This window comes from Enterococcus sp. DIV1090 (assembly GCF_050537975.1).
In the GTDB taxonomy this organism is placed as follows: domain Bacteria; phylum Bacillota; class Bacilli; order Lactobacillales; family Enterococcaceae; genus Enterococcus; species Enterococcus faecalis.
Genome location: NZ_CP172917.1, coordinates 1,585,162 through 1,609,748 on the forward strand (window position 1 = coordinate 1,585,162; position 24,587 = coordinate 1,609,748).

Below are 24,587 nucleotides of genomic sequence, written 5' to 3' on the forward strand. Positions count from 1 at the left end.
GTCAATTCCTCCTAGTTTCTTTTTTCAAGGATGCTTGATATTGTTCTTCATAATCATACAAAGGCGTTGGATAGTCTCCATTAAAGTAAGCCATACACAGCCCAGAATAAGGAGCATCATAATTTAATTGAATCCCATCAATCAGCCCTGCTTCACTCAAAAAAGCCAGCGAATCTGCGCCAATCTGCTCTTTGATTTCTTCAATTGAATAGTTTGCCGCAATTAGTTCGTCCCGCGTCTGTATATCAATGCCATAAAAACACGGATATTTTAATGGTGGTGAAGCAATTCTGACATGAACTTCTTGCGCTTCTGCTTCTTTTAATAAATGAATAATGCGCCGAATAGTGGTCCCGCGAACAATCGAATCATCTACTAAAATGACTTTTTTTCCTTTGACCACGCCACGAACTGCCGATAGTTTCATACGGACACCTTGTTCTCTTAATTCTTGTGTCGGCTGGATGAATGTTCGAGCGACATATTGATTTTTTACTAAACCTAGTTCGTAAGGTATCTGTGCTTCTTCTGCATAGCCGCTAGCTGCAGACAATGACGAGTTGGGCACCCCAATCACCATATCAGCTGCGACTGGACTTTCGATTGCCAAGTTCTTCCCCATTCTTTTACGAGCTGTATGCACATTAACTCCAGCAATATTTGAATCTGGTCGTGCAAAATAAATATATTCCATTGCGCAAATCGCCGGTTGGACTTCCGTAGTGAAAACCTCTATTTTCAAGCCTTCATCAGAAATGATGACTACTTCACCAGGCGCCACATCTTGAATAAAGCTAGCCCCAACTGTTTCTAATGCACACGTTTCGGATGCCACAACGTACGCCCCATTGTTCATTTGTCCGATGGAGAGAGGGCGAAAGCCGTTGGGATCCAGTGCAGCAATCATCATCGTTTCTGTTAATAAAAGATAAGCAAAGCCACCCTTAACCAAATTCAAGCTCTCTTTTAATTTATCGAGAAACGAGGCAGCAGTGCTTTTTCGAATCAAGTGCATTAAAATTTCAGTGTCTGAATTGGAATGAAAAATAGCTCCTTCTCTTTCTAGTTGTTTTCGTAAACGCTTGGCATTTGTCAAATTGCCATTGTGTGCTAACCCAATTTGACTATCATAAAATTTAAATAAAAATGGCTGAATATTATCCACGCTACCCGTACCAGCGGTTGCATAGCGTACATGACCAATAGCCGCCGTTCCTTCTAACGCATTCAGTTGTTCTTGCTTTTGGAATACTTCTGCTAATAAACCTAAATCACGGTGGCCATCTAATTTCCCAGAATTGTTCGCCACAATTCCCGCGCCTTCTTGGCCTCGATGCTGTAAGCTGTGTAAGCCAAAATAGGTCACTTGTGCCGCATCAGGATGACCCCAAATACCAAAAATACCACACTCTTCATTTAAGCTTTTTGCTTCATAAGACATGGAATCGCATCCTCCCATAAGGCTTTGGCTTCTTTTGTTGAACAATTGATCACATCATCTAACGCATGAATGACCAAACCAGTTTCAGTCACTTTTCCAATATGTTGGGCTTTTCTTCCGATAAGTGTTTCAAACGCTTCTTGATGCTGGGGACTAACTGAAAGAATAAAACGGGATTGCGTCTCCGCAAATAGATATTCTTTTGTTAATGGCAGTGTCACCTGTAACCCCAGTTCGTTAGCAAAAGCCGACTCGGCTAAAGCAACGGCAACGCCGCCTTCAGCGCAATCATGCGCGCTAGCAACTAGGCCTGCTTGAATTGCTTTTAAAACTAATTCTTGGTTTGCTTTTTCCTCTTTTAAATCAAATGAGCGTAATTGCCCTTCAATTCGACCCAGTTGCATTTTTTGAATTTCTGAGCCGTTAAAATCTGCGTGGGTTTCACCGATGAGATAAATTAAGTCATCAACTTGTTTAAACGCTTGTGTGGTAATTTGTGAAACATCTTCAATCACTCCCACCATGCCGATCATTGGCGTTGGATAAATGGCTTGACCATCTGTTTCATTGTAAAGAGAGACGTTCCCTGAAATCACGGGTGTTCCTAGCTGACGGCAGGCTGCGGCGATTCCATCCGCCGACGTCCATAATTCCCAAAAACTTTCTGGTTTATCAGGGGAACCATAATTCAAGCAATCAGTGATAGCCAAAGGTTGTGCTCCACTTGCTACAATATTACGGGCTGCTTCTGCAACCGCAATTTGCCCACCAATTTCAGGATTTAAATACAAATAACGGCTATTACAATCTGTCGTCATCGCTAAGGCTTTATTGGTGCCCCGCACTCTTAAAACAGCTGCATCACTTCCTGGTTGCACCACTGTATTCGTTTGTACTTGACTATCATAGGTTTCGTAAACTGATTTTTTCGATGCAATCGTTGGCTGTTGTAATAGGCGTTTTAATAATTCCGTGCTATTCGTAATTTCTGGAATGAAGGGCGCTAATTTTTTAAAAGCACGCATCCGCTCTGGTTCTTGATAGGCTTTCTGGTAGACAGGGGCTTCTTCTGCCAAAGCATCTACTGGTACATCTGCGACTATTTTGCCACCGTGAAAGACACGATACTGTCCATCATCTGTTACGGATCCAATCGCTACCGCTTCTAAGTCATACGTTTGAAACAATTCACAAACTTGCTGTTCTGCTCCTTTTTCCACACAGATTAACATCCGTTCTTGGGACTCAGACAAGAGCATTTCATAGGGGCTCATCAGCGTCTCTCTCTGCGGAACTTTATCCAGCTCTAGAATCAAGCCTGAACCTGCTTTTGATGCCATTTCAGCACTTGAAGAAACCAAGCCAGCCGCCCCCATATCTTGGATGCCGATTAAAATATCTTGATGATTTTTGATTAAATCAAGACAAGCTTCCAATAATAATTTTTCCATAAACGGATCACCTACTTGTACCGCAGATCGTTGCTGTTCTTCACCTTCACTAAATTCTTCTGAAGCAAAGGTCGCACCATGAATTCCATCACGTCCTGTTTTCGCACCTACGTAAAGAATGCTATTTCCGACGCCTTTTGCTTGGCCTTTTTGAATCTCATCATGACGAATCAATCCCACACACATAGCATTGACAAGTGGGTTTCCTTGATAACATGGCTCAAAAGCAATTTCGCCGCCAACGGTTGGAATACCAATACAATTTCCATAACCGCTAATCCCCGCCACAACTTCTTGAAACAAATAACGTGTTCGTGCATCCGTCAGTTCGCCAAATCTTAACGAATCCAGTAAAGCAATCGGCCGCGCCCCCATACTGAAAATATCGCGAATAATTCCACCAACGCCTGTAGCTGCTCCTTCGTAAGGTTCTACTGCAGAAGGATGATTATGGCTCTCTGCTTTAAAAACAACAGCTAATCCGTCACCAATATCGACAATCCCAGCTCCTTCACCAGGGCCTTGAAGCACTTGTGGCCCTTCCGTCGGAAACTTTTTTAAAACGGGCTTGGAATTTTTGTAAGAGCAATGTTCACTCCACATCACGGAGAATAAGCCAGTTTCTGTATAATTAGGTTCTCTTTGCAAAATGGTCTCAATCTGATGATATTCTTCATCTGTTAGTCCCCATTCTGCATACAACCGTGTCTCCTTGATTTCTTTTGGTGTTGGTTCATTCATCATTGGCTTAATTCCTTTCCAAAGTTTTTAATGATTGAAGCAAAAAAGCTGCGTCCATCTGTTGAACCTAACAATTCTTCCATCGCTCGTTCCGGATGAGGCATCATTCCTAGAACATTGCCCTGTTCATTACAAATACCAGCAATATTCGCAAGACTACCGTTCACCTTTTCTTGATACGTAAAAACAATTTGGTTCTTTTCTTTCAGCTCTTTCAACGTTTTTTCATCACAATAGTAATTCCCTTCGCCATGCGCTACTGGTAAATGTATCGAAACATTTTCAGGATACTCGCTTGTAAACTTTGTGTGCGTATTCACTTTCAATGGGACACTTTTACAAATAAAACGAAGCGAATCATTTCTTAACAACGTACCAGGAAGCAAGCCAATTTCTGTTAAAATTTGAAAGCCATTACAAGTACCAAAAACCATTTTGCCTTCTGTAGCAAAGCGAATCACCTCATTGATAATTGGCGAAAACCGAGCAATTGCACCACAACGTAAGTAATCGCCATAAGAAAAACCGCCCGGCAACAATACGCCATCAAATTTTGCTAAAGAAGTGGCATCGTGTCGGACAAATTCTGCATCGACGCCCATCACCTCTTTGACAGCCCACAATAAGTCTGCATCACAATTGGATCCTGGAAAAACAATCACTGCCAATTTCATTTAAATTTCCTCCAAAGATAAAATTTCAAAACGATAGGATTCCATATTTACATTGGCTAATAGTTGATCACAAATTTGTTCAATTTTCTCTTCAATTGCTTCTGTCTGCTGGACGTGCATTTCAAAATACTTACCGACACGGATTTCGGCTACTTCTGTAAAACCAAGCCGATGGACTGCTTCCTTAACCGCTTCACCTTGGGGATCCAAAATTGATTCTTTATACGTAACATAGACTTTGACAAAATACATACGCGCTTCCTCCTCAATTAGCTGTTAGTAAACGTTGTAAAACTTCTTCATATACAGGAACTATTTCTCCTAATTCACGGCGATAAACATCTTTATCCAGATGTTCGTTTGTGTTTAAATCCCATAAACGACAGGTGTCTGGAGAAATTTCATCTGCCAGTAACAATTGATTGGCCTTCGTCCGACCAATCTCGATTTTAAAATCGATCAAACAAATATTGAGGCGTTGAAAGAGTTGACTAAGCGCCTGATTAATTTGTAAAGCCAATGCTTTAATCTCCACAATTTCAGCAGGAGTGGCTACTTTTAGAAATTGAATATGGTCTTCGTTAATAAAAGGATCATCCAGACGATCTTCTTTGTAATAAAATTCGATAATGGGCGTCACTAATTTAGTGCCCTCTTCAATCGCTAAACGCTTTGAAAAACTTCCTGCCGCATAATTACGTACGACAACTTCCAAAGGAATCATTTCTACGGCCTGAATTAATTGTTCGTGTTCAGATACTTTTTTGATAAAATGATTGGGAATCTTCTGTTGCTGTAAATATTCAAAAATAAGACTAGTGATTTGATTATTTAAAGCGCCTTTCCCAAGAACTTTGTCTTTTTTTTGACCGTTTAAAGCTGTTGCTTGATCAAGATATTCCACAAAAAGAACCGCTGCATTTTCTGTTTGATACAACTTCTTCGCTTTTCCTGTATACACAAGTGCTTTCTTTTCCATTCTTTCCCTCTTCTCGTTAGCTTCATGAACCCTATTCTTTCTAAGCCAGCCGATTTACATCAGACAAAGACTTACATTAGTTACAAAAAAACAATAATCGTTCGTGTTTATCGAATGTAAAAATAAAAAACTTGCTTGGAGCAAGCATTTATTAAGTTACATTCCAAATACCAACAGTCTCAATTTCCTTTAACGTTTCTGATAAACAAGGTGTTGTAATGGTGACGTGGCCCATTTTTCTGCCTACTTTTGATTCGGCTTTTCCATAGTAATGGACTTGCCAAGTGGGTTTTGACGTGCATAATTGGTAGCTTTTTTCTAAGTGTTCGCCTAAGAGATTCACCATAACCACTGGTTGAAGTAACTGGGGTAACCCAATGCCCCAATTGCTAATCCCTCGAATATGCGCATCAAATTGACTAAATGAGCAAGCTTCAATAGAGTAATGACCTGAGTTATGAGGCCGTGGCGCTAATTCATTGACGTACAACTCTTCTGAATCCGTTAAAAACATTTCGATAGCTAAAACCCCAGATAAATTTAATTCCTCAGCAATGTGTTGCGCCAATTCCGCTGCTTTTTGTTGCACATTCTCAGAAATTCGAGCTGGCACAATTGATTCATGCAAGATATTCTTTCGATGAATGTTTTCAGATACAGGAAAGCTTTGGTAACCATGCTTATTCCCTGCAACGATGATTGAAAGTTCTTTAGTGAAAGGCACCCACTTTTCTAATTCACAAGTGGCGTTAGCTAATAATTTAGTCGCTTGGGAGAAATCCTCTTCGCATTTTAAGACGACTTGTCCTTTTCCATCGTATCCACCTTGAATAGTTTTTAAGACACATGGAAAACCAATCTTTTCTATTGCTTGTGGCAGCTCTTTCTGACTTTTCACTTCCGCAAAAGGGGCAATCTTACAGCCAATCGATTGAAGAAACGTTTTTTCAAGCAATCGATTTTGAGTAATTTTTAACAATTCTGTTCCTTGTGGCAGCTTTTCTAGTGGAATGGCCTTTTCTAGGGAGGCCACTTCAATATTTTCAAATTCATAGGTGATCACATCACATAACTCTGCTAGTTCAGTTAAAGCAGATATCTGATCAAAGGCTGCCACAATTTGACGGTCAGCTACTTGACCAGCTGGACTATTGAGCGTTGGGTCCAACACAATCATTTGGAAACCCATTTTTTTACCACTCATGACTAGCATTCGCCCTAACTGTCCCCCACCTATAATGCCAATAGTTGCTCCGACTTTTAAAGGTTTATTCAAGTTGTTCCCCACTTTCCATAACCGCTTTTTCCAATGATTGTCGTTTTGCTTGGATTCTTTCTGCTAACTGTAAATCATCAATACTTAGTATTTCTGCAGCTAATAACCCAGCATTGGTAGCACCTGCTGAGCCAATCGCAGTTGTTGCTACAGGAACTCCCCCTGGCATCTGCACAATAGACAACAGTGAATCAATACCGTTTAATGTTCGTGTTTTAACTGGAACACCAATGACAGGTAAGGTTGTCTTTGCAGCTACCATCCCTGGTAAATGGGCCGCTCCACCAGCGCCAGCGATAATAACCTTCAATCCTTTTGTTCGTGATTCCTCTGCAAAACGAAACATCAAATCAGGGGTCCTATGTGCTGATATCACTCGTTTTTCATAAGGAATTCCCAACTCTTCCAACACAAGACAAGCAGCTTTCATCGTTGCCCAGTCTGAGGTACTTCCCATAATCACAGCGACTAATGGTTTCATGAATGTAATAACTCCTTCCGCCTTTTTTCACTGTTATTCTAACAATGAGAAAAAGAGATGTCAAAGAAAAACCGAAATATTATAGATTAAAATTATATAATGTTCGTGTTTATCAAAAAAAGAGTCATCGGAAAGATGACTCTTTTTTTGCTATTTTCAGCGTTGCTTCCTCTTTAAGAAGAAACGTCGCCTGTATTAATAACTGGTTGTGTGCCCTTATCAGTAATGATTGAGACTAGTAAATTATTAATAAGTTGTACTTTTCGTTCATCGGTAAAATTAATTTCTTGCCCTTCTTCAATCTGTTCTAAGGCCATTTGTGTCATGCTTACCGCACCTTCAACAATTGTTTGTCGAGCCGCTAAGATTGCTTTTGCTTGCTGTCTTTGCAACATGGAGCTAGCAATTTCAGTTGCATAAGCTAAATGATTCAACCGTGTTTCGATAACCTCTACACCAGCCACTGCTAAGCGTTCTTGCAATTCTTTGGTTAACTCCTCGGAAATTTGTTCGGTATTTCCTCGCAGAGTTACATCATTATCTGAAAAAGTGTCATAAGGATATTGTGTTGCTACATGCCGGATTGCCGTTTCGCTTTGAATTTCCACAAAGTCTTGATAATAATCGACATTAAATAACGCCTTAGCTGTATCGACTACCCGAAAAACGATGACCGCAGAGATTTCGATTGGATTCCCGTCAGAGTCATTGACTTTTAATAGAGAACTATTGAAATTTCGTACTTTCAAAGAAATGTTCATTTTTTGCGTAAATGGAATGGTAATAAACAACCCATTTTCTTTAATCGTACCTAAGTAGCGACCAAAAAATAAAATAGCTTTCGCCTGATTGGGACTAACAATGGTTAAGGAACTTAAAAATAAAATAGCCCCAACTAACAAAATAATACCTAAAACAACAAGAACACCATTAGTATGACTCGCTCCATAAATAAATAAACCAATTCCCGCAATTAAAATAACTAATAAGCTCGCAATTCCTACGTAGCCACTCATATAAAATGTTTTTTTCTCTTCCATCTGTTTCACTCTCCTAACTCATTTATCTGGTCCTTATTATACACCTCATTACCTTCAATAGAGTAACTTTTAACATTAAATAAACTGATTTTTTCGGGGCTCTTGTAGTATACTGAGAACAAAGAAATCCCAAGAAAAGGAGTGATAGAATGCGCTATTTAAGCAAGGACATTTTAGAGGAAGTCATCACTCAACGCCCCTCTAACTCTTATAAAAGTAATTTTGGGCGTGTTGTATTAATCGGAGGAAACCGACAATATGGCGGAGCCATCATCATGAGTACCGAAGCGTGTATCAATAGTGGCGCTGGTCTCACCACTGTGATTACTGATGTTAAAAATCACGGGCCTTTACATGCAAGATGCCCAGAAGCGATGGTCGTGGGCTTTGAAGAAACAGTCCTTCTGACGAACGTCGTAGAGCAAGCGGATGTTATTTTAATTGGTCCAGGTTTAGGCTTAGATGCTACTGCACAACAAATATTAAAGATGGTACTCGCCCAACATCAAAAACAACAATGGTTAATTATCGATGGCTCAGCAATTACCCTGTTTAGCCAAGGCAATTTTTCCCTTACCTATCCTGAAAAAGTTGTTTTCACACCTCATCAAATGGAATGGCAACGTTTGAGTCACTTACCTATCGAGCAACAAACACTGGCAAATAACCAGCGCCAACAAGCAAAATTAGGCAGTACGATTGTTTTAAAAAGTCATCGCACCACAATTTTCCACGCAGGAGAACCTTTTCAAAATACAGGTGGCAACCCTGGGATGGCTACTGGCGGAACTGGGGATACCTTGGCTGGCATCATTGCTGGTTTTTTAGCTCAGTTTAAGCCGACAATTGAAACCATTGCTGGCGCCGTCTACTTACACAGTCTCATTGGAGATGATTTGGCCAAAACCGACTATGTTGTTTTACCAACGAAGATTAGTCAAGCCTTGCCGACATATATGAAAAAAAATGCCCAGCCCCACACTGCACCTGATTCTGAACTATTAGAACAGAAGCGTTCGAGATAAAACCCGAAAAGGCTAAATGGTGACAAATTTTGGGTTAAAAAGCAGGATTTAAGCCTGGGCCGAAAATCAAAAGCGATTTTCAGCTCAGGCTCTCTTTTTATTTTTCCTTATAAACATTTTTTAACGTTAATGGAGCGCCAAAGGTATGAAAATTCAAGCCTTTGACTTTATCATTTTGCAGGCCTGTTTGTTCATTTTGGCTAAGTGGAATCATGCCAGCAGTCGTTTCAATCACTTCTTTTTCAGCTGCAATCAGTGTCGCCCATCTTTTTTCTGGCTCTAAGGCATAGGTTGTGGCTGCTTCATCTAATAATTTGTCATAGACAGGGTTCTGATAATTGCGATCATTGCCCTTGTATAAAGTCATCAGGGTAGAAATAGGGTCTTGATAGTCTGGTGTCCAGTAAATTAAGAATAAATCATAGTCGCTTTCTCGCCCAAAGTTCAATGCAGCTTCCGTTGGCAATACGGTTAGCTCTATTGTCAAACCAGGAAACAGTTCTTGTAGCGAGCCTTGCAAACTTTCACCAATTTTTTTGTAAGAACCATCATCTGTTACCATCAATTCAACGTTAACCTTTTCTCCTAATTCTGCTTGTGCTTTTTTCCAATAACTTTGCGCTTTTTCTTTGTTATAAACCATTAAATTACCTGCTTCTTGACGAAAATCGAGTCCCGTTGTGGGATTCGCCACAAAGCCTTCCGTAATCGCACCATGTAAAGCTTTAGAACCATCTGCAATAATATTATTGACTAGATTTTCTTTATCTATTCCTAAAGCCAATGCTTTACGCAGGTTTTCGTTTGCAAGCGGCGTTGCTTGCCCTTTTCGTTTTTGATTTAAGCGCAAATAGTTCATTGTCGCTGTTAGGTACGAATGATACAACGTATTATTTTTATTCTGTTGCGCCAATTCACCACTTAGTGTAGCCACATCTAATTGTCCATCTTCAAAAAGATTCAATGCGGTAGATGTTTCTTTGATAACCGTATAATTGATAATGTCTGAGCGCACGTTCTGGTGATCCCAATAGCGATTATTTTTTGCTAGTTGCCAGTCCATCTTTGTTTGCTGCCAATCTTTTACCACAAACGGGCCATTATAGACGACTTTATCGCTAGCAGTTCCATAGTCTGCACCAAATTGTTCGACTACTTTTTGATTTTGCGGGAAAAATGTAGGAAAAGCTAATAAGGACGTAAAGTACGGTTTTGGCTCTTTGAGCGTCACCTTTAATGTATAATCATCCACAGCTGTGACACCAAGTTCATTGGGAGCTAATTTACCCGCTGAGATTTCTGCACCATTTTGAATTGTTTCAACGATGAGGAAACTATAGACAAAGCCGTTTTTAGGATCAATCATTTTTTTCCAAGCATATTCAAAATCATGTGCCGTGACAGGATCATCGTTACTCCAAACCGCTTCTTTTCTCAAAGAAATCGTGTAGGTTTTTCCATCTTCTGAAATCGTCGGCAATGCTTTTGCTACGGCTGGTACCAATTGGTCTTGTTCATCTAAACTATATAACCCTTCAAACGCTGCTGTTTGGACAATAGCATCTGGAAAATCCAATAATACAGAGGTGTTGAGCGTTGTTAATTCTGAAGGTGACATCAGTTGAACGGCTTCTTTGGTATTTTTCTGTTTCTTTTTATTTTCATTTTTATTGGTACACCCAGCTAAAAATCCTACCAATAAAATACAAACCATTGTGATTTTTAAATACTTTTTCATCTTCTTTCTCCTATAACTCTTCATTTTTTTATGCTCTTACTTAAAAAAAGACAGCTCCCCTTTTATTCTGTCCTTTCCACAAGCATCCAGACAACGACCGCTGGCTCCACCCCATCATTATAATTAATGTGCCCCTCACCAGCTTCAATTAATTGGGCTTGTCCAGCTTTTCCAACTAAGTCTTGACCATCTTCTAAAATCGTATGTGCTTCGCCAGAAATCACATAAGAATATTCATCCTGTTCATGGCGAGCATATCCAGCTAAAGGCCGTTTTTCACCAGGCTGTAATGTAATAATGCCCATTTGAACTTGTGTATTTGGTTGGTTTTCTTTATCAAAAAAAATCGTCATTTCTTCTGATTCTGCTGATTTAATAAGCAATAGCTTTCCCTCCTTTTTTAAATCTTGTATCTTCCATTATTCCTTTAAATAGTATTAAAGTCAATCTTTTTATAGAAAATTCTGAATATTCTACACAAAAAAAAGAGAGCATGAATTCTCTCTTTTTTGTCTCTTTAAACTTTTACAATCCAGCCTTCTGGCGCTTCTTTGTCACCAAACTGTATGCCAACCAGTTCATCATATAGTTGCTTAGTCACTGGTCCAACTTCCGTTTCACTATAAAATACATGGAAATCTGTGCCGTTTTGAATCCCACCAATAGGAGAAATAATCGCCGCTGTGCCACAAGCACCCGCTTCGGAGAAGTCCGCTAATCGATCAATGTAAACGTCTCCTTCAAGCGCCGTCATCCCTAAACGTTCTTTTGCTAGCGTCAATAATGAATATTTAGTAATACTTGGTAAAATAGACGCTGATTTCGGCGTAATAAAAGTACCCTCTTTGGTTATGCCAAAGAAATTGGCTGCACCAACTTCTTCAATTTTCGTATGCGTATACGGATCTAAATAAATGCAATCACTAAATTCTTTCTCATGTGCTTCTGCACCTGGTAAAAGACTAGCTGCATAATTGCCCCCCACTTTAGCGGCCCCAGTTCCTCGACCCGCTGCTCGATCATATTCAGAAACGATAAAGTTGGTTGGTGCTAAACCATTTTTAAAATACGAACCAACCGGCACGCAAAAAATAGAAAAAATGTATTCTTTGGCAGGTGCTACGCCAATATTATCGCCGACACCAATCATATAAGGGCGAAGATACAACGTACCGCCCGTTCCATATGGCGGTAAATAAGCAAGGTTGGCTTTCACCACTTCTTGGCATGCAGAAACAAAGGTTTCTACTGGCACTTGTGGCATCAGTAGACGCGCACAACTTTTTTGTAGCCGTTTGGCATTTTCATCTGGACGAAACAAATTGACAGAACCATCTGCACATTGATACGCTTTTAATCCTTCAAAACATTGTTGGCCATAATGTAGAGCAGGCGAACCTTCACTAATCGTTAACTGATTGTTATCTGTTAGCGTGCCTTCTTCCCACTTGCCATCTCGCCAATAACTAATATAACGAAAGGGCGTTTTAATGTAAGAAAATCCTAAATTATTCCAATCAAGATTGGCTTTTTCCATTGTCGTAGCACCTCAATTATTTTGATTTTTTATCTTAATTAGTGTAATTGTACCCACCAAAAACTAGAAAAGCAAGTCTTATTCTCATTCTTAACTTTTGTTATTTTTTCTTACTTGTCCATTTCTCCTCGCAAAAAAACCTTGATAACCGTTTCTTGAATTGCAACGGAATATCAAGGTTTCGAAAAATTATTCAGTATATTCTTTGGTTTCTTGTAACGTACCATCTTGCTTATAGATTTTCAGCTTTGTTTGCTTATTCCGAGCAATTTCTTGAGCTCGTTCAACCGCCTCTTGTTTGTGGGTAAATGTATTACTTGCTTTTTCAGCGCTGTCTGAAATCACCAACCATTGGCCGTCTTTATATTTAACGTTGACAGCCGCCGTTAATAATTTTCCCGCATGTTTATCCTGTTTATGCGAATCTTGTTTCGTAGGATTTGCTTCTTGTTCGAAGGCTTTTTTGTCTGCTTCACTTGCCTCTTGATACCATTTCTCCGCTTGACTAATCGCAATTGGAATGGCGCGATCATCAGGGTAGCCATCCGCAAGCAACGCATTGCCAATATCTATCGCTTTTTTCCGAATCAAAGGTGCTAAATTTTTCATTGATGTAGGATAATCATTCATATTCCAAGGCATCAAAATCTCCTCCTTAAATTCTGTCTATTACTAGCTTACTACAGAAAAGGAACATTTGAAAAAGAAATGATTACTTTGAATATTTCCTGAACATTCTTGAGAGAATAAGCCTAATTTCCCGTTGGCCAAACTTCTCAATCTTTGAGTGTATGATTACTCATTTCCCTTTGAATCAGTTATGATAAAGGAAGAAATAAATAAATTTTTTGGAGGGATTTTCATGAAAATGTCTAAAGTACTCACCACTGTTTTGACGGCAACTGCTGCTCTTGTGCTGCTTAGTGCTTGTTCATCTGATAAAAAAACAGATAGTAGTTCTAGTAGCAAAGAAACAGCTAATTCAAGTACAGAAGTAGTCTCTGGTGCTTCAATTAGTGCCAAGCCTGAAGAGCTCGAAATGGCGTTAAGTGATAAAGGAAATTGGATTGTCGCAGCTACTGACAATGTCACTTTTGATAAAGAGGTAACAGTTGCTGGTACTTTCCATGATAAGGGGAAAGATTCCAACGATGTCTATCGTAAATTAGCGCTTTATTCTCAAGATGATAATAAAAAAGTAACTGCTGAATATGAAATCACGGTTCCTAAGCTAATCGTTTCTTCTGAAAATTTCAACATCGTTCATGGGACTGTCAAAGGTGATATTGAGGTGAAAGCAAATGGCTTTACTTTAAATGGTACCAAAGTTAATGGCAATATTACTTTTGATAAACAAGAATACAAAGATTCTGCTGACTTAGAAAAAGATGGTGCCACTGTTACTGGTGAAGTCACCGTAGCCAATAATTAAGTTATTACCAGACAATTTTAACTAGTAAAAAACCAATGACAAATGTTCAATCAAATTTGTCATTGGTTTTAGTTTGTAAACACAGTGCCAGCATTGGTAGATAATTACAAAATGAACTCACTCTTTGCCATAAGCCTAAATAATTAAATGGTTTTACCTGTTGTAGCTGTGGAATCCTTGCTAAGCCATATAAGCCGGCTGCAAGCATACATAAAATAAACAAAAAGCCAAAAAGGTTTTTATTTTTTTTCGAACCGTATTTACTATAGATAATGGTTAAGACGCCTGATAACAACAAAAAGCCTGTATAACCGACTGCTGATCCTCCGTTATGAAGCGCGGCAGCAACTGTGCCAGCGCTTGAAGTGTCTACGCTGAAGAGCCCACTGAAAATACAATCAAATAAACCATAAGCGCCAATCATTGCCACTACTAACCAAGCACCTTTTTTCGTTTTTCTGGAAAAAATAGCATATATCCTAGGTAAACTTGCTAACATCAACATTCCCGCAATGATAGTTAACCGATTAAAGTTTTCCCTAACTGGACTATTCACCTCACCTAATAAGCTAATTACTTCTGTCAATTGATTGTAACCTTGATCTTTGAATCCGACATAATAAGGTGTAAAAAAATCAAGTAAGACCCCTAAAACTAAAAAATAGCCGCCATATTTTTTTAAAAGCTGCATTTATTCACCTCAATTTTGATTTTCTATTTATTTTAAGTATAGCATATCAAAAACTCTGAATAATTAAACTTTCTTTTCCACTAAAAAACTTTTCGTCAACGCGAGACGAAAAGTTTTACTTTAGGATTCAATAGAATCTACAATCTTATCATTTTCTTTTGATTCATTTAGCCACTCCGAGACAATAATTTTAATGATTGCAGCAACAGGAACTGCTAAAAACATCCCTAAGACGCCGAAGTACGCTCCCCCAATCGTGATTGAAACAATAATTAAAATCGGATTGACATTTAGGGCATCTCCCATAATTCGAGGACCAATAATATTGCCGTCAATTTGTTGTAAAATTAATAAAACTAGTAACACCGTAATTGCTTGAGTAACACCACCTGTGAAAAGCGTAATCACACCAGCAACAATTGATGCAAAAATCGAGCCAAAATAAGGAATCATATTACAAATACCTAATAAAATTCCTAAAGTCACAGCAAATTTCACATTTAAAATACTTAACAAAATCGTTGATGAAACGCCAATTATACAGGCATCAAGAAATTGGCAACTGATAAATTTATAGAAAATTTTATTCGTTGTATTTAACCAGGTTTGTGTTTGCTTGTACACTTTTTCAGACAGCAATTTGTGGGCAGCCTTTTCAACAAATGTCAAAATAGATTGCTTAAATACCAGCGCATAGATTGAGATAATCAACGTTAAAAATGCATTTAAAAAGAATGAGGAAACATTTTTAGTCAACGTTCCTAATGAAAATAACGCTTGTGTCCATTGATTTAAAAAACGTTCCGGCGACAAATCTTTAAGGACACTATTTAAATATTTTTCAATCGCGGCTGTTTTTAAAATCCCTTTATCTTCTAAACTCATCACAAACTGAACCATGTGATCATAAAAAGTGGGTAAAGAGTTTGCTAAATCTACTAAATTACTAATGAGTAGCGGAACGATATAGTTTAATGTCAAGACAAAAATAAACAAAATAATCAGGTATAAAAGGAGTACACTCAAGCCGTGTTTCGCTTTTTTAACGACTGGTAAAGGTACTCTTTCTAGTAATCCCTCGATTTTTTTCTGACTTCCACTCAATAAATAAGCAATCACGAACCCAGTAATGAATGGGGATAAGATGCCTAACAAACCCGAAACACTATGGACAAAGTGCTGATAATTCGTGATTAATAAATAGCCAACAATCAGCGCCATTACAAATAAAAAGCGGACAACCCAGTAATTCCAATCAACATTGTATTTCTTCAATCACTTCACCTCTAAATAAATTATGCCTATCATTGTAATTGTAAACGATTTGTGGCAAAAGGCAAGTTTGTCCATTCGTTCTTGATGAAATACACAAAGAAGCCTGACACTTTAAAAATGTGTCTGTTTATTCTGCAGTATAAAAATGAGGCACTAGGCCTTGCTTCTTTTCATAAAAGAAGCAACTTGGGCTACAAGTACGTTTAACTTGTAGCCCAAGTTGCTTAGATAGACTAAATTTATTTTTTCGATTCCACTGTGACCGTAAAGTTATCCATAATGAAATCTTTATCGGCACCTGTTGTAAAAATACCAAACGTAGTGTTTCCTGAAGCATCCCCAATTATTTCTGCTTCATAATGCTTGGTTTGACCATTTGCTGCTGTCGAAGTCAATTCACCGACTGGCTTAAAGTCATTGTTATTTTTCAACTCCCCATTAATGGTCCCAGCAGTAAAGACATTTTCACCATCAGTTTGATAATCAAATTGGACCGTATATTTCTTGTTCGGTTCAAATTTAATATTTTGTGGAATTGTTTGAAGCATCAAACCTGCTCCTTGTTTATGGGCTTTCAAGGACCAGTTGCCTTCTAATACATCTGAAACAAGATTTCCATTCCATCCATATTGTGTGTAAGGTTCATTTCTTTCTGATAAATGAATCCGTGGATCTTCTACACCACCAGCTGAGCCTTTAACAAACGGATATAACCCAACTGCTTGTGTGTCTTCAAAATCTTGCTTAATAACTGTTTGTTTGTCTGGGTTCATGATATCAGTTTGACGCTCAACAATTCGTAAATCATCAAATTTTGTAACGGAATTGCCTTTATCAACCGCTAACGTCACCGAGCCTTTTTTGGCATTATCTGGGATTTCAAAATCAATTCGCATATTTTGCATATACTGCGGATTTTTCCTGCTTGTATGGTTAATATCTGCCTGAATGTAGTTTTGGGCAACCGAATTATTCACTGTCCGCGTATATTTCTTACCACCAATTTTAACAGTTACTGTGGCTTTACGATCATGTGTTTCTGTGTTTAGATACAAACTATATTTTCCTGGTTTAGGAAGATTGATGTCTTGTTTGATTTCGGTTCTTTCTTTTTCTGAACTAAAGACATAATCACCGTTGGCATCTTTTTTAACCTCTCCATCACCTCGGAAAACTTTCCAGTTATTTTTCAAGGTATTGGCTTCATTAAATCCAGGATCTTTAAATGGTGTTCCTGTTCCGAATGTCATCGGTTCAATACTGTCAGGTTCAGCAATGACATACGGTGTATTAGCCTCGGCTTGGATGGTCACTTGGTTATTTGTAGTGGCAATTACGCCTTTGTCAATACGCCCTTGATCTGTTAATTCATATAAATGTAAATTCGTTTTTCCTTGCATTTTCTTATCCAATGACCAAGTGCTGGTACCGCCTTTTGGATTCCAGTGATATAGTTTGTCTTGACCATTGACATTCCAAGGCAGTAGATACGCATCACCTTTTAGAACTTCTGTCTCATTTAACGTAATGCTTCTTGGCGAATTAGCATCTGCTTGAGTAACGGTCACTTTTTCAGCACCGTTCGCTAATTTAATTGTGCCATAGATTTGACCATCTTCTGCTGTTGTAGTTTCCCAGTTTGTAATTTGGTAATGTTGTAAGAACTTAGTTGGGACATTAATGGCAAAAGTTTTTTGGCGATAGGTATTAAAATTGGTTTTACCCACCCAACCTTCATAGGCTTCAAATTCAGCTCCACCTAACAAAGGGTTGTCGGAAATAATCCAAGTGTCTTTTTGATGATTCCGAATAAAACGAACGATTGTACTGTTAAAGCCTTTCGTTGTTGTACCGCCGTAATCTTTTTCTGCAGACCAATGGTTCCAAACCGAGTCATACTCTAAAGCATTCGGAAATTCATTGGTTGTAAACCAACCGAGTGAATTAATTTCTTTACTTAGTTGACGACTTGCCCAACCTGATTCGCCTTGGTTGCCCCAAACATCAACATAAATATAATCTAGATTCGGTGCTTTTTGTTTTAATTCTTTAAAGCGCTCATAGCGACGACCACTCAATGCATCTGGTCTTTGTTTAATAAAATAAGACGGATCTAACCAATCCCAGCCACGCTTCGTTGGATCAACTAATTCCTCATTAAATCCTTTTGCTTCTGGGTAAGACTCGGTGTCATTAATATGCACACCGAAAACGGCATTTAATTTATGTCCTTCATCAATTAATTGATTCAACGCTTGTTCCCCACCAGGTCGCTGACCAATAGCACCGTAATCTGGATGCGCAGAATCATGTCCTTCATTTTGATACCCTTTTAGTAAATTCATTTGTCCTAATCCATCTGTTAAATTGTAAATACGTTTTGATTCGTCTAACGTCACTAAGAATGGATTTGTCGCCTGACTAGCAAAGTTAAAAGGAATCCGTTGGTTGACTAATTCAGGGACTTTTTCCGCGCCCATTGGGTTATTCATAATTGAACGGAACCCAATTGCCGCATCTTGCCAATCCACCCGATTGTCGTCGTTGCTATCTTTTGAGAATTTAACTTTCACTTCTGGCGTTTCTCCAGTTGTGTAATCTTCCGGTGCATCAAATGGTCGATAGGTCCATGCCCCACTTGACAAGGTTGTTACAAAACCAGTCGCTGCTTCTTTTGTTTGTTTATGGATTCGATTGTTGTCACTACCATCGACAGAGCCGTCTCCATAGGCGTTCGTCCAAAAACTTGCAGCATAATTTGCTGTATTTAAGAAACCATACATATATTTTTTCGTTTCTTCTTGGCTTGTTGTAGTTAAATCTTGGATAGTATCACCATTTTTATTTCCGTTATTTGCATTTGTCCCAGTATTCATCACAACGCCAGCAAAAGTCGCCCCTTCATCTGTACTATTGACAGAAATCAAGCCTTGATTTGGAATTGAAATTGTGTGTATTTTGGTTCCTTCTTCACGAATATCTGAGAGTTTCATAGCTAATTCTTGGCCTTCGGAAACAGTCAATGTCGTTGTGAAACGCAAACCAATTTCTGGGACAGCTACGTTATAAACGGCTTGATTTGCTTCACTCTTCTGTTTTTCAGCAGTTGCTTTATATGCTTTGCCATCAATCATTACTTGGTCAATTTTCTCGTGTTGGCCATTAAAAATCACTTGATTACTCTGAGGGTCTTCGTAGCGAATAATTCGTGGAAATTGTGGATCAACCACGGCTGTTAAATCTGCGGAAGAGATTTTGTCGCCTTTTTCAGCTTCATTGTCTTTAGCAACAACAACGCTGGCTTTTGCTTTGATATTTGTATTTTCCAAAGTACCGTCGACTTCAAAAGTTCCTGGTTCTTTGTATGCATCAGGATCGATTTCATCCCAACGGACTGCTTCATTGGCTTCTTTACCAGTATTATAGGTCACTTTTACTTGTTTCGGTAATTTTGGTGCGACACCAATTTTTGTAAAAACTTTGACTGGCGCAATTTGCGTCACTTCTGGCACAATTTCTGGAATGCTATCTACGGGGCCATTTTTAAAATAGTCATAATTGACAATTTTTTTGTCGTACCACAAACGGACACCCACATGTCCGGCTTCTGTTGGAATTTTGTCTCCGTTGGCCAAAACAGGTTCTCCTTCGTAAATCAACGTGGTGTTAAGCCAGATAGTAATTTTTTCACCAACATAACGTACTTTCAACAAATAATTCGTATCTTCATTTAACGTTGGCCCAGAAATTGAATCATTCCACGAATTAGGGCTTTCAACTAACCATTTGCCATTCGCGTTATAGCCTACAAAAACCCAGCTATCTTTGGTATTACCACGAATAATCACACCCGTTCGACCGCTTCCAGCAGTGTATTTAAACTTTGTTTCTACTTCACCATCAGCTAATTTAGGGGAATCTAAATTTAAAGATACGGCATTATTACCTGCTGCTGCATCTCGTGAAATCGCCAATGACTCTCCTGCTAATTCTCGATTTGTTTTACCAATCACATCTTGCCACTCACCAATTTTCCCTCCTGGAAAATCAGATTGCCACAATTTTTCTTCTGTTGCGGCAGGTTCCACCATTGATGAGCTTGTTTCAGTGCTGCTGTTTGTTGTTTCTTCTGCAGACGTACTTAATGGTACTAAAATCGTTGCGCTTGCCAATAGTGTCAATGTACTAAATCGTTTTATTTTTCCATGTTTCATCTGATAAATCAGCCCCCTAACATTTTTGAACACGCTTTCACTATTAACAATTAAAGGGGCGTTCCAAAAATAAATTCTTTTATTTTTGGAACGTCCATCTCTAAATCATTCTCTTAAAAACTTTAATTACTTACGACAACAAGTCAGAATTATTCATCCTCATCATCTACTGCAACATTTAGCAGCAATTCGTTGACTTTCACAATACTTTCTGCTGATTCCTTAACATAGTCACCTTCAATCGCTAATAAATTTGCATTTACATAGCTGATAACCATCGGTAAATTCATCCCAGTATATAAGTCAAACGAAGCACCTTGCATAATTTTTTTGGATAAAATATTACAAGGTGTTCCCCCTAATAGATCAGCAAAGACAACAAAATCTTCTAACGATTCCGTAATCGCTTCAAATTTTTCTAAAAAGTCAGCTTCACCTTCTTCTGGTAATAAAGCAACAGTGGAAATTGTTTCTTGCGGTCCCATAATCATCTCCGCACTTTTTTTCAATTCCTCGCAAAAACGGCCATGACTTACTAAAACTAAATGTTCACTCATCGATTTTCTCCTGTCTTACTTATTTTGAAATAACACCTAACGCAGACAATGCGACACAGACAATTAATACGATAAAAATGGCTTTAGTAGACGTCATATTCTTTTTACCTAGCATCCAATAAACGCCACCAACAATTCCTGCAGGGAGTAGACGTGGTAAAATCATATCCAAGTTATTTTGCATGTTAAGTGTTACATCCCCAATGCTTGGTGCCCATGATAGTTTCACATTAACCATCGTTGCTACTAAAGCGCCAACCATGAAGACCCCTAGTAAAGTTGCAGCGTCTGTTAAGGCAGTTAAGCGGTGTTGCATAGTTGTTACCAAAGAAATTCCTTCGCGATACGCAAATTCCAATTGTTTCCAACGGAAGACCATCACGGCAATTTGAGCAACAATCCAGATAAAGATACCAGTTGGGTTGCCATTAATCGCCATGTTGGCAGCTAGCGCCCCAAAAATAGTTGGAATTAAAGCTGCGAAAATTGAATCCCCAATTGCTGCAAACGGTCCCATTAAACCAGTTTTCAAACCTGAAACTGTTTGTTTTCCAGCAGTGCCTTCTTTTTCTTCAATGGCCAAATCGATCCCTGTAATAATCGTATTAAAGAAGTTTGAAGTATTGAAAAATTGCGTGTGTGTTTTCATTACTTCTTTTAATTCAGGCGTATCATCCCCATAAATTTTACGCAATTGCGGCAAAATCGTATACAAGTAACCTGATCCTTGCATTCTTTCGTAGTTCCAACCTAATTGGAAAGTAAACAAGCTTCTGCGATTAATTTGTTTAAAATCTTCTTTCGTCAATTTATAATTAGATTTCGTCATCTTCAATCTCTCCTTCGTCTGAATCATTCGCTGCATGTTCTTTTTTGGCTGCTGGCCCACTCGGAATCATTTGGCCATTTTTGTAGCTAATTGCGGCTAAAGCGAAACCAATTAAAGCGACTGCTAACATTGGTAGTGCGTTAAATACACCACTGAAGTCTTTCACAACGCTCGCAACAGATGTTCCTAAAAGTTGCATGTTTGTAAAGATTGTTCCTAGTAAAGCAGTTACAGTGAAACCAAGAATTAAATAAGGGAAATGTTTTTTCACTGGTAAGTAACGTAGTAAAATTGCAAAACCGACCGCTGGTAAGACCGCCCCAGCAACAGACAAGCCATCACCTAACCATTTCAAATCGCCATTTAGGACAGATACAACTTTTTGTACTAAACCACCACCAAAAGCAAGTGCTAAGAAGACTGGAATCATTCGAGAAAGAGACCAAGGTAAGGCACCCATTAAGAAGTTACGTTCAATTCCTTTGTAGTTCATATCTTCGACCATTTTATCAATTCGATGTGCAAAGTAGGTATTCGCAAAACGAGCCAAAATGTCTAATTGAATCATTAAACTAGCAACTGGTACTGCAATAGCAGCGATTGCTTGTTCAGGGTTCATTCCTAAAGACACAGAAAATGCTGTGGCAAGAATCGTACCTGAGTTAGCATCAATTTTGGAGGCACCCCCGAAAGTCCCAACTCCTAATACAGTTAATTGCATACTTCCACCAATAATAAGTCCTGCTTTAATATCCCCCATCACTAATCCTGCAAAAAGACCTGCAAACACTGGCGCACTTAATGAAGAATAAATTTGTAATTCATCTAAAATTTGGTATCCTGCGTATAATGTTAATAATAAGATCTGCCACCATAAGATATTCATTTTTTGTTCCCTCCTATTTTGTTATCAAACTCATAAAGTCTTCCGCTTTGTCACTTGGCACCATTTGAGCAATCAGATGGACACCTTTAGCATTTAACTCTTTAAAAACCTCAATATCTTGATCGACCACATTGATTGACTTAGTAATAGACCGTGTTTCGTTTGTTTGTGACATGTTCCCAACATTGATTTCTTTAATCGGCACCCCAAGTTCTACTAGTTTTAATAAACGATCTGGTTTCCGTACCACAATTAGTAAACGTTGTGAGTCGTATTTTCCTGCTAAAATATTTTGAGCAGCTTTTTCAACTGGTAACACGCTTAGTTTCACGCCAGCTGGTGTTGCTAATTTCAAGCCACTTTTTTCAATGGCATTCCCTGCAACCTCATCATCAACGACCATAATTCTGGAAATATTCAATTTTGTCGCCCATAAATTTGCCACTTGTCCATGAATCAAACGTCCATCAATTCTTACGCCAATAATACTCATTGTAATCCCTCTTTCATTTCTTTATATAGTGGTTCTTTTACTAACTGAATTTCTGGTTGGTACGTTCCTTCCGTTTCAAAAATGACGATCTCATTTTGCCCTTCTTTTAATAATCCTTTGGGAATATATAAGGAAAGCGTCGGACCAACATTCCAGAAACGACCAAGATTGGTTTGGTTAACAAAAACAATTCCTTTGCCGAATTTAGAAACATCAATAAATGTATCTTTCACTTCTGCTAACTCCATATGATACTGGTAAAAGCTTGGTTGATCAGGTTGCCATTCTCTTGAATAGTCTACCTGTTCACAGCTTGTCATAGGTAAACAATATTGTTGCCATTGCGTCATAAAATGTAAATCTGCCATGACACCCGTTCGAATCCCTTTTTTCTGAGTATCTGCAAATAGTTTATGCCCGTAATTGACACGACCCATATTTTCCATTAAAACATCGATTTGATTATTCTCTTGCGGCAGTGTAACGTAAATATCTTCACCAATTTCCGTTTGATATTGCGTTGCTTGATGTACCTGATTGACAAATAATTGCAGACGATCACGACCGTCAATCACTCTTAGCTTTTCTTCTGCAGCATCTTTTTCAATGCTTGTTCGGTAAAGAAGATAGCCGGTATTTTGTCCTAATTGTTCCATGGTTTGCGGATAAACGCTGACCACTGGCTGACTAATCGTTTCTAAAGTCGCAAACAAACTCACTTTGTTTGTTAAAGGAATTGCTGTTTGCGCAAAAGAATCTTTTACTAGTGGTTCAGCTTGTGGTAACGCAGGGTACTCTTCGTGAAGCATTTTTTGTAACGCAAAATACTTTTCGGTTGGGTTCCCTTGTTCATCAAGTGGCGCATCATAATCATAGGAAGTGATTTGTGGTAAATCAATGGTTCCTCGTGCGGAGCAGCCATTCATAAACCCAAAATTGGTGCCGCCATGAAACATATATAAGTTGATACTGCCTAATGCTAATGCTTCTCTAACTGATTCAGCCAATTCTTGCGGATCTCGTTTAATAATTGGCTCTTTCCAACGATTAAACCAGCCATCCCAAAATTCCATACACATTAACGGCCATTTTTTACCATGTTCTTCAAAAAAGGCTTGCATCATACCGAAATTTTCTTTGGCTTTTGAGCCAAAATTCCCAGTTACTAAAATATCATCTTCAATCATGCTGCCTGCCCGCAATGTTGCGCGCCATGGCCCGTCAGAAGTAAAAAATGGTGCTGTCACGCCGCGTGCAATCATCAAATCGCGAATCGCCCGTAAATACGCTTTTTCTTCGCCAAATGAACCATATTCGTTTTCGATTTGAATCATTAAAATATTGCCACCGTTAGCAAGTTGATGCGGAACAATTTTTTCCATTAAAACATCATAATATTCCGCAACATGCTTCAGATAGGTTGGATTATTCGAACGCATCCGTCCTGGTTCATTTAATAGCCATGCTGGAAAACCGCCAAACTCCCATTCTGCACAAATATAAGGAGACGGCCGCACAATCGCATATAGTCCAAGTTCTTGTGCTAATTTTAAAAAGCGCTCCAAATCTAATATTCCCTCAAAATGAAATGTTCCTTTTTGCGGTTCATGTAAATTCCATGGTACATATGTCTCAACTGTATTGAAGCCTAAAGCTTTCAAGTTATAAAGTGAATGATACCAATCTGAGGGATCTACACGAAAATAATGAATAGCGCCTGATAAAATTTTAAATGGTTGACCATTTAAAAGAAACTCCTCTTTAATTTCAAATCTTTCCACATTGCCACCCTTTCTAGTAAACGCTTTCAATTACTGGATAATTGCT

General features: G+C 38.6%; 22 protein-coding genes. 2 read left to right on the forward strand and 20 right to left on the reverse strand.

The annotated features are described in order from the left end of the window. Nucleotide 1: 1 nt before the first annotated feature. From purF to IGL48_RS07705, 8 genes are all read right to left on the reverse strand, one after another. Nucleotides 2-1,441, reverse strand: a complete 1,440-nt coding sequence (gene purF, locus IGL48_RS07670) for an amidophosphoribosyltransferase (protein ID WP_048949339.1) — start codon at nt 1,439-1,441, stop codon at nt 2-4. Continuing rightward, the gene (gene purL / locus IGL48_RS07675; RefSeq protein WP_048949340.1) at nt 1,417-3,636 is read right to left on the reverse strand and encodes a phosphoribosylformylglycinamidine synthase subunit PurL; all 2,220 of its coding nucleotides are present in this window, start codon (nt 3,634-3,636) and stop codon (nt 1,417-1,419) included. The genes purF and purL overlap by 25 nt, the downstream gene beginning before the upstream one ends. After that, a complete protein-coding gene (gene purQ, locus IGL48_RS07680) occupies nt 3,633-4,307 on the reverse strand; it encodes a phosphoribosylformylglycinamidine synthase subunit PurQ (protein WP_002361952.1) in 675 nt (224 codons plus the stop codon). Before purQ ends, purL begins: the two co-directional genes overlap by 4 nt. After that, on the reverse strand, nt 4,308-4,559 hold the full coding sequence (gene purS, locus IGL48_RS07685) for a phosphoribosylformylglycinamidine synthase subunit PurS (protein WP_002357271.1): 252 nt from the start codon (nt 4,557-4,559) through the stop codon (nt 4,308-4,310). A 13-nt stretch (nt 4,560-4,572) separates the two neighbouring features. Beyond that, a complete protein-coding gene (purC, locus tag IGL48_RS07690) occupies nt 4,573-5,286 on the reverse strand; it encodes a phosphoribosylaminoimidazolesuccinocarboxamide synthase (RefSeq protein ID WP_010821665.1) in 714 nt (237 codons plus the stop codon). A gap of 151 nt (nt 5,287-5,437) precedes the next feature. Continuing rightward, nucleotides 5,438-6,562, reverse strand: a complete 1,125-nt coding sequence (gene purK / locus IGL48_RS07695) for a 5-(carboxyamino)imidazole ribonucleotide synthase (RefSeq protein WP_010821666.1) — start codon at nt 6,560-6,562, stop codon at nt 5,438-5,440. Then, nucleotides 6,555-7,043, reverse strand: coding sequence for a 5-(carboxyamino)imidazole ribonucleotide mutase (purE, locus tag IGL48_RS07700; RefSeq protein ID WP_010821667.1), 489 nt, complete (start codon nt 7,041-7,043; stop codon nt 6,555-6,557). Before purE ends, purK begins: the two co-directional genes overlap by 8 nt. A gap of 173 nt (nt 7,044-7,216) precedes the next feature. After that, nucleotides 7,217-8,083 (reverse strand): SPFH domain-containing protein, encoded by an 867-nt coding sequence (locus IGL48_RS07705; protein WP_002357267.1) that lies wholly within the window; start codon nt 8,081-8,083, stop codon nt 7,217-7,219. A 149-nt stretch (nt 8,084-8,232) separates the two neighbouring features. On the opposite strand from IGL48_RS07705, the gene IGL48_RS07710 reads away from it, so the two are divergent. After that, nucleotides 8,233-9,108: an NAD(P)H-hydrate dehydratase gene (locus IGL48_RS07710; RefSeq protein WP_048949341.1), complete on the forward strand. Its 876-nt coding sequence runs from the start codon at nt 8,233-8,235 to the stop codon at nt 9,106-9,108. Nucleotides 9,109-9,205: 97 nt separating this feature from the next. Here IGL48_RS07710 and IGL48_RS07715 read toward each other — a convergent pair whose 3' ends face one another. From IGL48_RS07715 to IGL48_RS07730, 4 genes are all read right to left on the reverse strand, one after another. After that, nucleotides 9,206-10,846, reverse strand: coding sequence for a peptide ABC transporter substrate-binding protein (locus tag IGL48_RS07715; protein WP_048949342.1), 1,641 nt, complete (start codon nt 10,844-10,846; stop codon nt 9,206-9,208). A gap of 62 nt (nt 10,847-10,908) precedes the next feature. After that, the gene (locus IGL48_RS07720; RefSeq protein ID WP_010775896.1) at nt 10,909-11,229 is read right to left on the reverse strand and encodes a cupin domain-containing protein; all 321 of its coding nucleotides are present in this window, start codon (nt 11,227-11,229) and stop codon (nt 10,909-10,911) included. Between the two features lie 134 nt (nt 11,230-11,363). Continuing rightward, nucleotides 11,364-12,383 carry a branched-chain amino acid aminotransferase gene (locus tag IGL48_RS07725; protein WP_010707490.1) on the reverse strand — a complete coding sequence of 340 codons (1,020 nt, stop codon included), beginning with the start codon at nt 12,381-12,383 and terminating at the stop codon, nt 11,364-11,366. Nucleotides 12,384-12,572: 189 nt separating this feature from the next. Further along, entirely contained in the window at nt 12,573-13,025 is a 453-nt protein-coding gene (locus tag IGL48_RS07730) for a DUF2188 domain-containing protein (protein ID WP_010710281.1), read from the reverse strand. A 178-nt stretch (nt 13,026-13,203) separates the two neighbouring features. Between IGL48_RS07730 and IGL48_RS07735 the strand changes: the two genes are divergently transcribed. Continuing rightward, nucleotides 13,204-13,815 (forward strand): lipoprotein, encoded by a 612-nt coding sequence (locus IGL48_RS07735; protein ID WP_002382413.1) that lies wholly within the window; start codon nt 13,204-13,206, stop codon nt 13,813-13,815. Nucleotides 13,816-13,861: 46 nt separating this feature from the next. Here the strand turns inward: IGL48_RS07735 and IGL48_RS07740 are convergent, their stop codons facing one another. From IGL48_RS07740 to IGL48_RS07775, 8 genes are all read right to left on the reverse strand, one after another. Further along, complete coding sequence (locus tag IGL48_RS07740; RefSeq protein WP_010777693.1) at nt 13,862-14,506, reverse strand: DUF998 domain-containing protein; 645 nt, start codon at nt 14,504-14,506, stop codon at nt 13,862-13,864. Nucleotides 14,507-14,626: 120 nt separating this feature from the next. Beyond that, nucleotides 14,627-15,781, reverse strand: a complete 1,155-nt coding sequence (locus IGL48_RS07745; protein ID WP_002386882.1) for an AI-2E family transporter — start codon at nt 15,779-15,781, stop codon at nt 14,627-14,629. Between the two features lie 239 nt (nt 15,782-16,020). Beyond that, entirely contained in the window at nt 16,021-19,995 is a 3,975-nt protein-coding gene (locus IGL48_RS07750; RefSeq protein ID WP_048949343.1) for an endo-alpha-N-acetylgalactosaminidase family protein, read from the reverse strand. A gap of 149 nt (nt 19,996-20,144) precedes the next feature. Continuing rightward, nucleotides 20,145-20,552 carry a PTS sugar transporter subunit IIA gene (locus IGL48_RS07755; RefSeq protein WP_002365775.1) on the reverse strand — a complete coding sequence of 136 codons (408 nt, stop codon included), beginning with the start codon at nt 20,550-20,552 and terminating at the stop codon, nt 20,145-20,147. Nucleotides 20,553-20,571: 19 nt separating this feature from the next. After that, nucleotides 20,572-21,381, reverse strand: a complete 810-nt coding sequence (locus IGL48_RS07760; protein WP_048949344.1) for a PTS system mannose/fructose/sorbose family transporter subunit IID — start codon at nt 21,379-21,381, stop codon at nt 20,572-20,574. Then, complete coding sequence (locus tag IGL48_RS07765) at nt 21,368-22,267, reverse strand: PTS mannose/fructose/sorbose/N-acetylgalactosamine transporter subunit IIC (protein ID WP_002357253.1); 900 nt, start codon at nt 22,265-22,267, stop codon at nt 21,368-21,370. The genes IGL48_RS07760 and IGL48_RS07765 overlap by 14 nt, the downstream gene beginning before the upstream one ends. A gap of 13 nt (nt 22,268-22,280) precedes the next feature. Further along, nucleotides 22,281-22,760, reverse strand: a complete 480-nt coding sequence (locus tag IGL48_RS07770; protein ID WP_002361968.1) for a PTS system mannose/fructose/N-acetylgalactosamine-transporter subunit IIB — start codon at nt 22,758-22,760, stop codon at nt 22,281-22,283. Next, nucleotides 22,757-24,571 carry a glycoside hydrolase family 35 protein gene (locus tag IGL48_RS07775; protein ID WP_174098715.1) on the reverse strand — a complete coding sequence of 605 codons (1,815 nt, stop codon included), beginning with the start codon at nt 24,569-24,571 and terminating at the stop codon, nt 22,757-22,759. Before IGL48_RS07775 ends, IGL48_RS07770 begins: the two co-directional genes overlap by 4 nt. Nucleotides 24,572-24,587 lie beyond the last annotated feature (16 nt).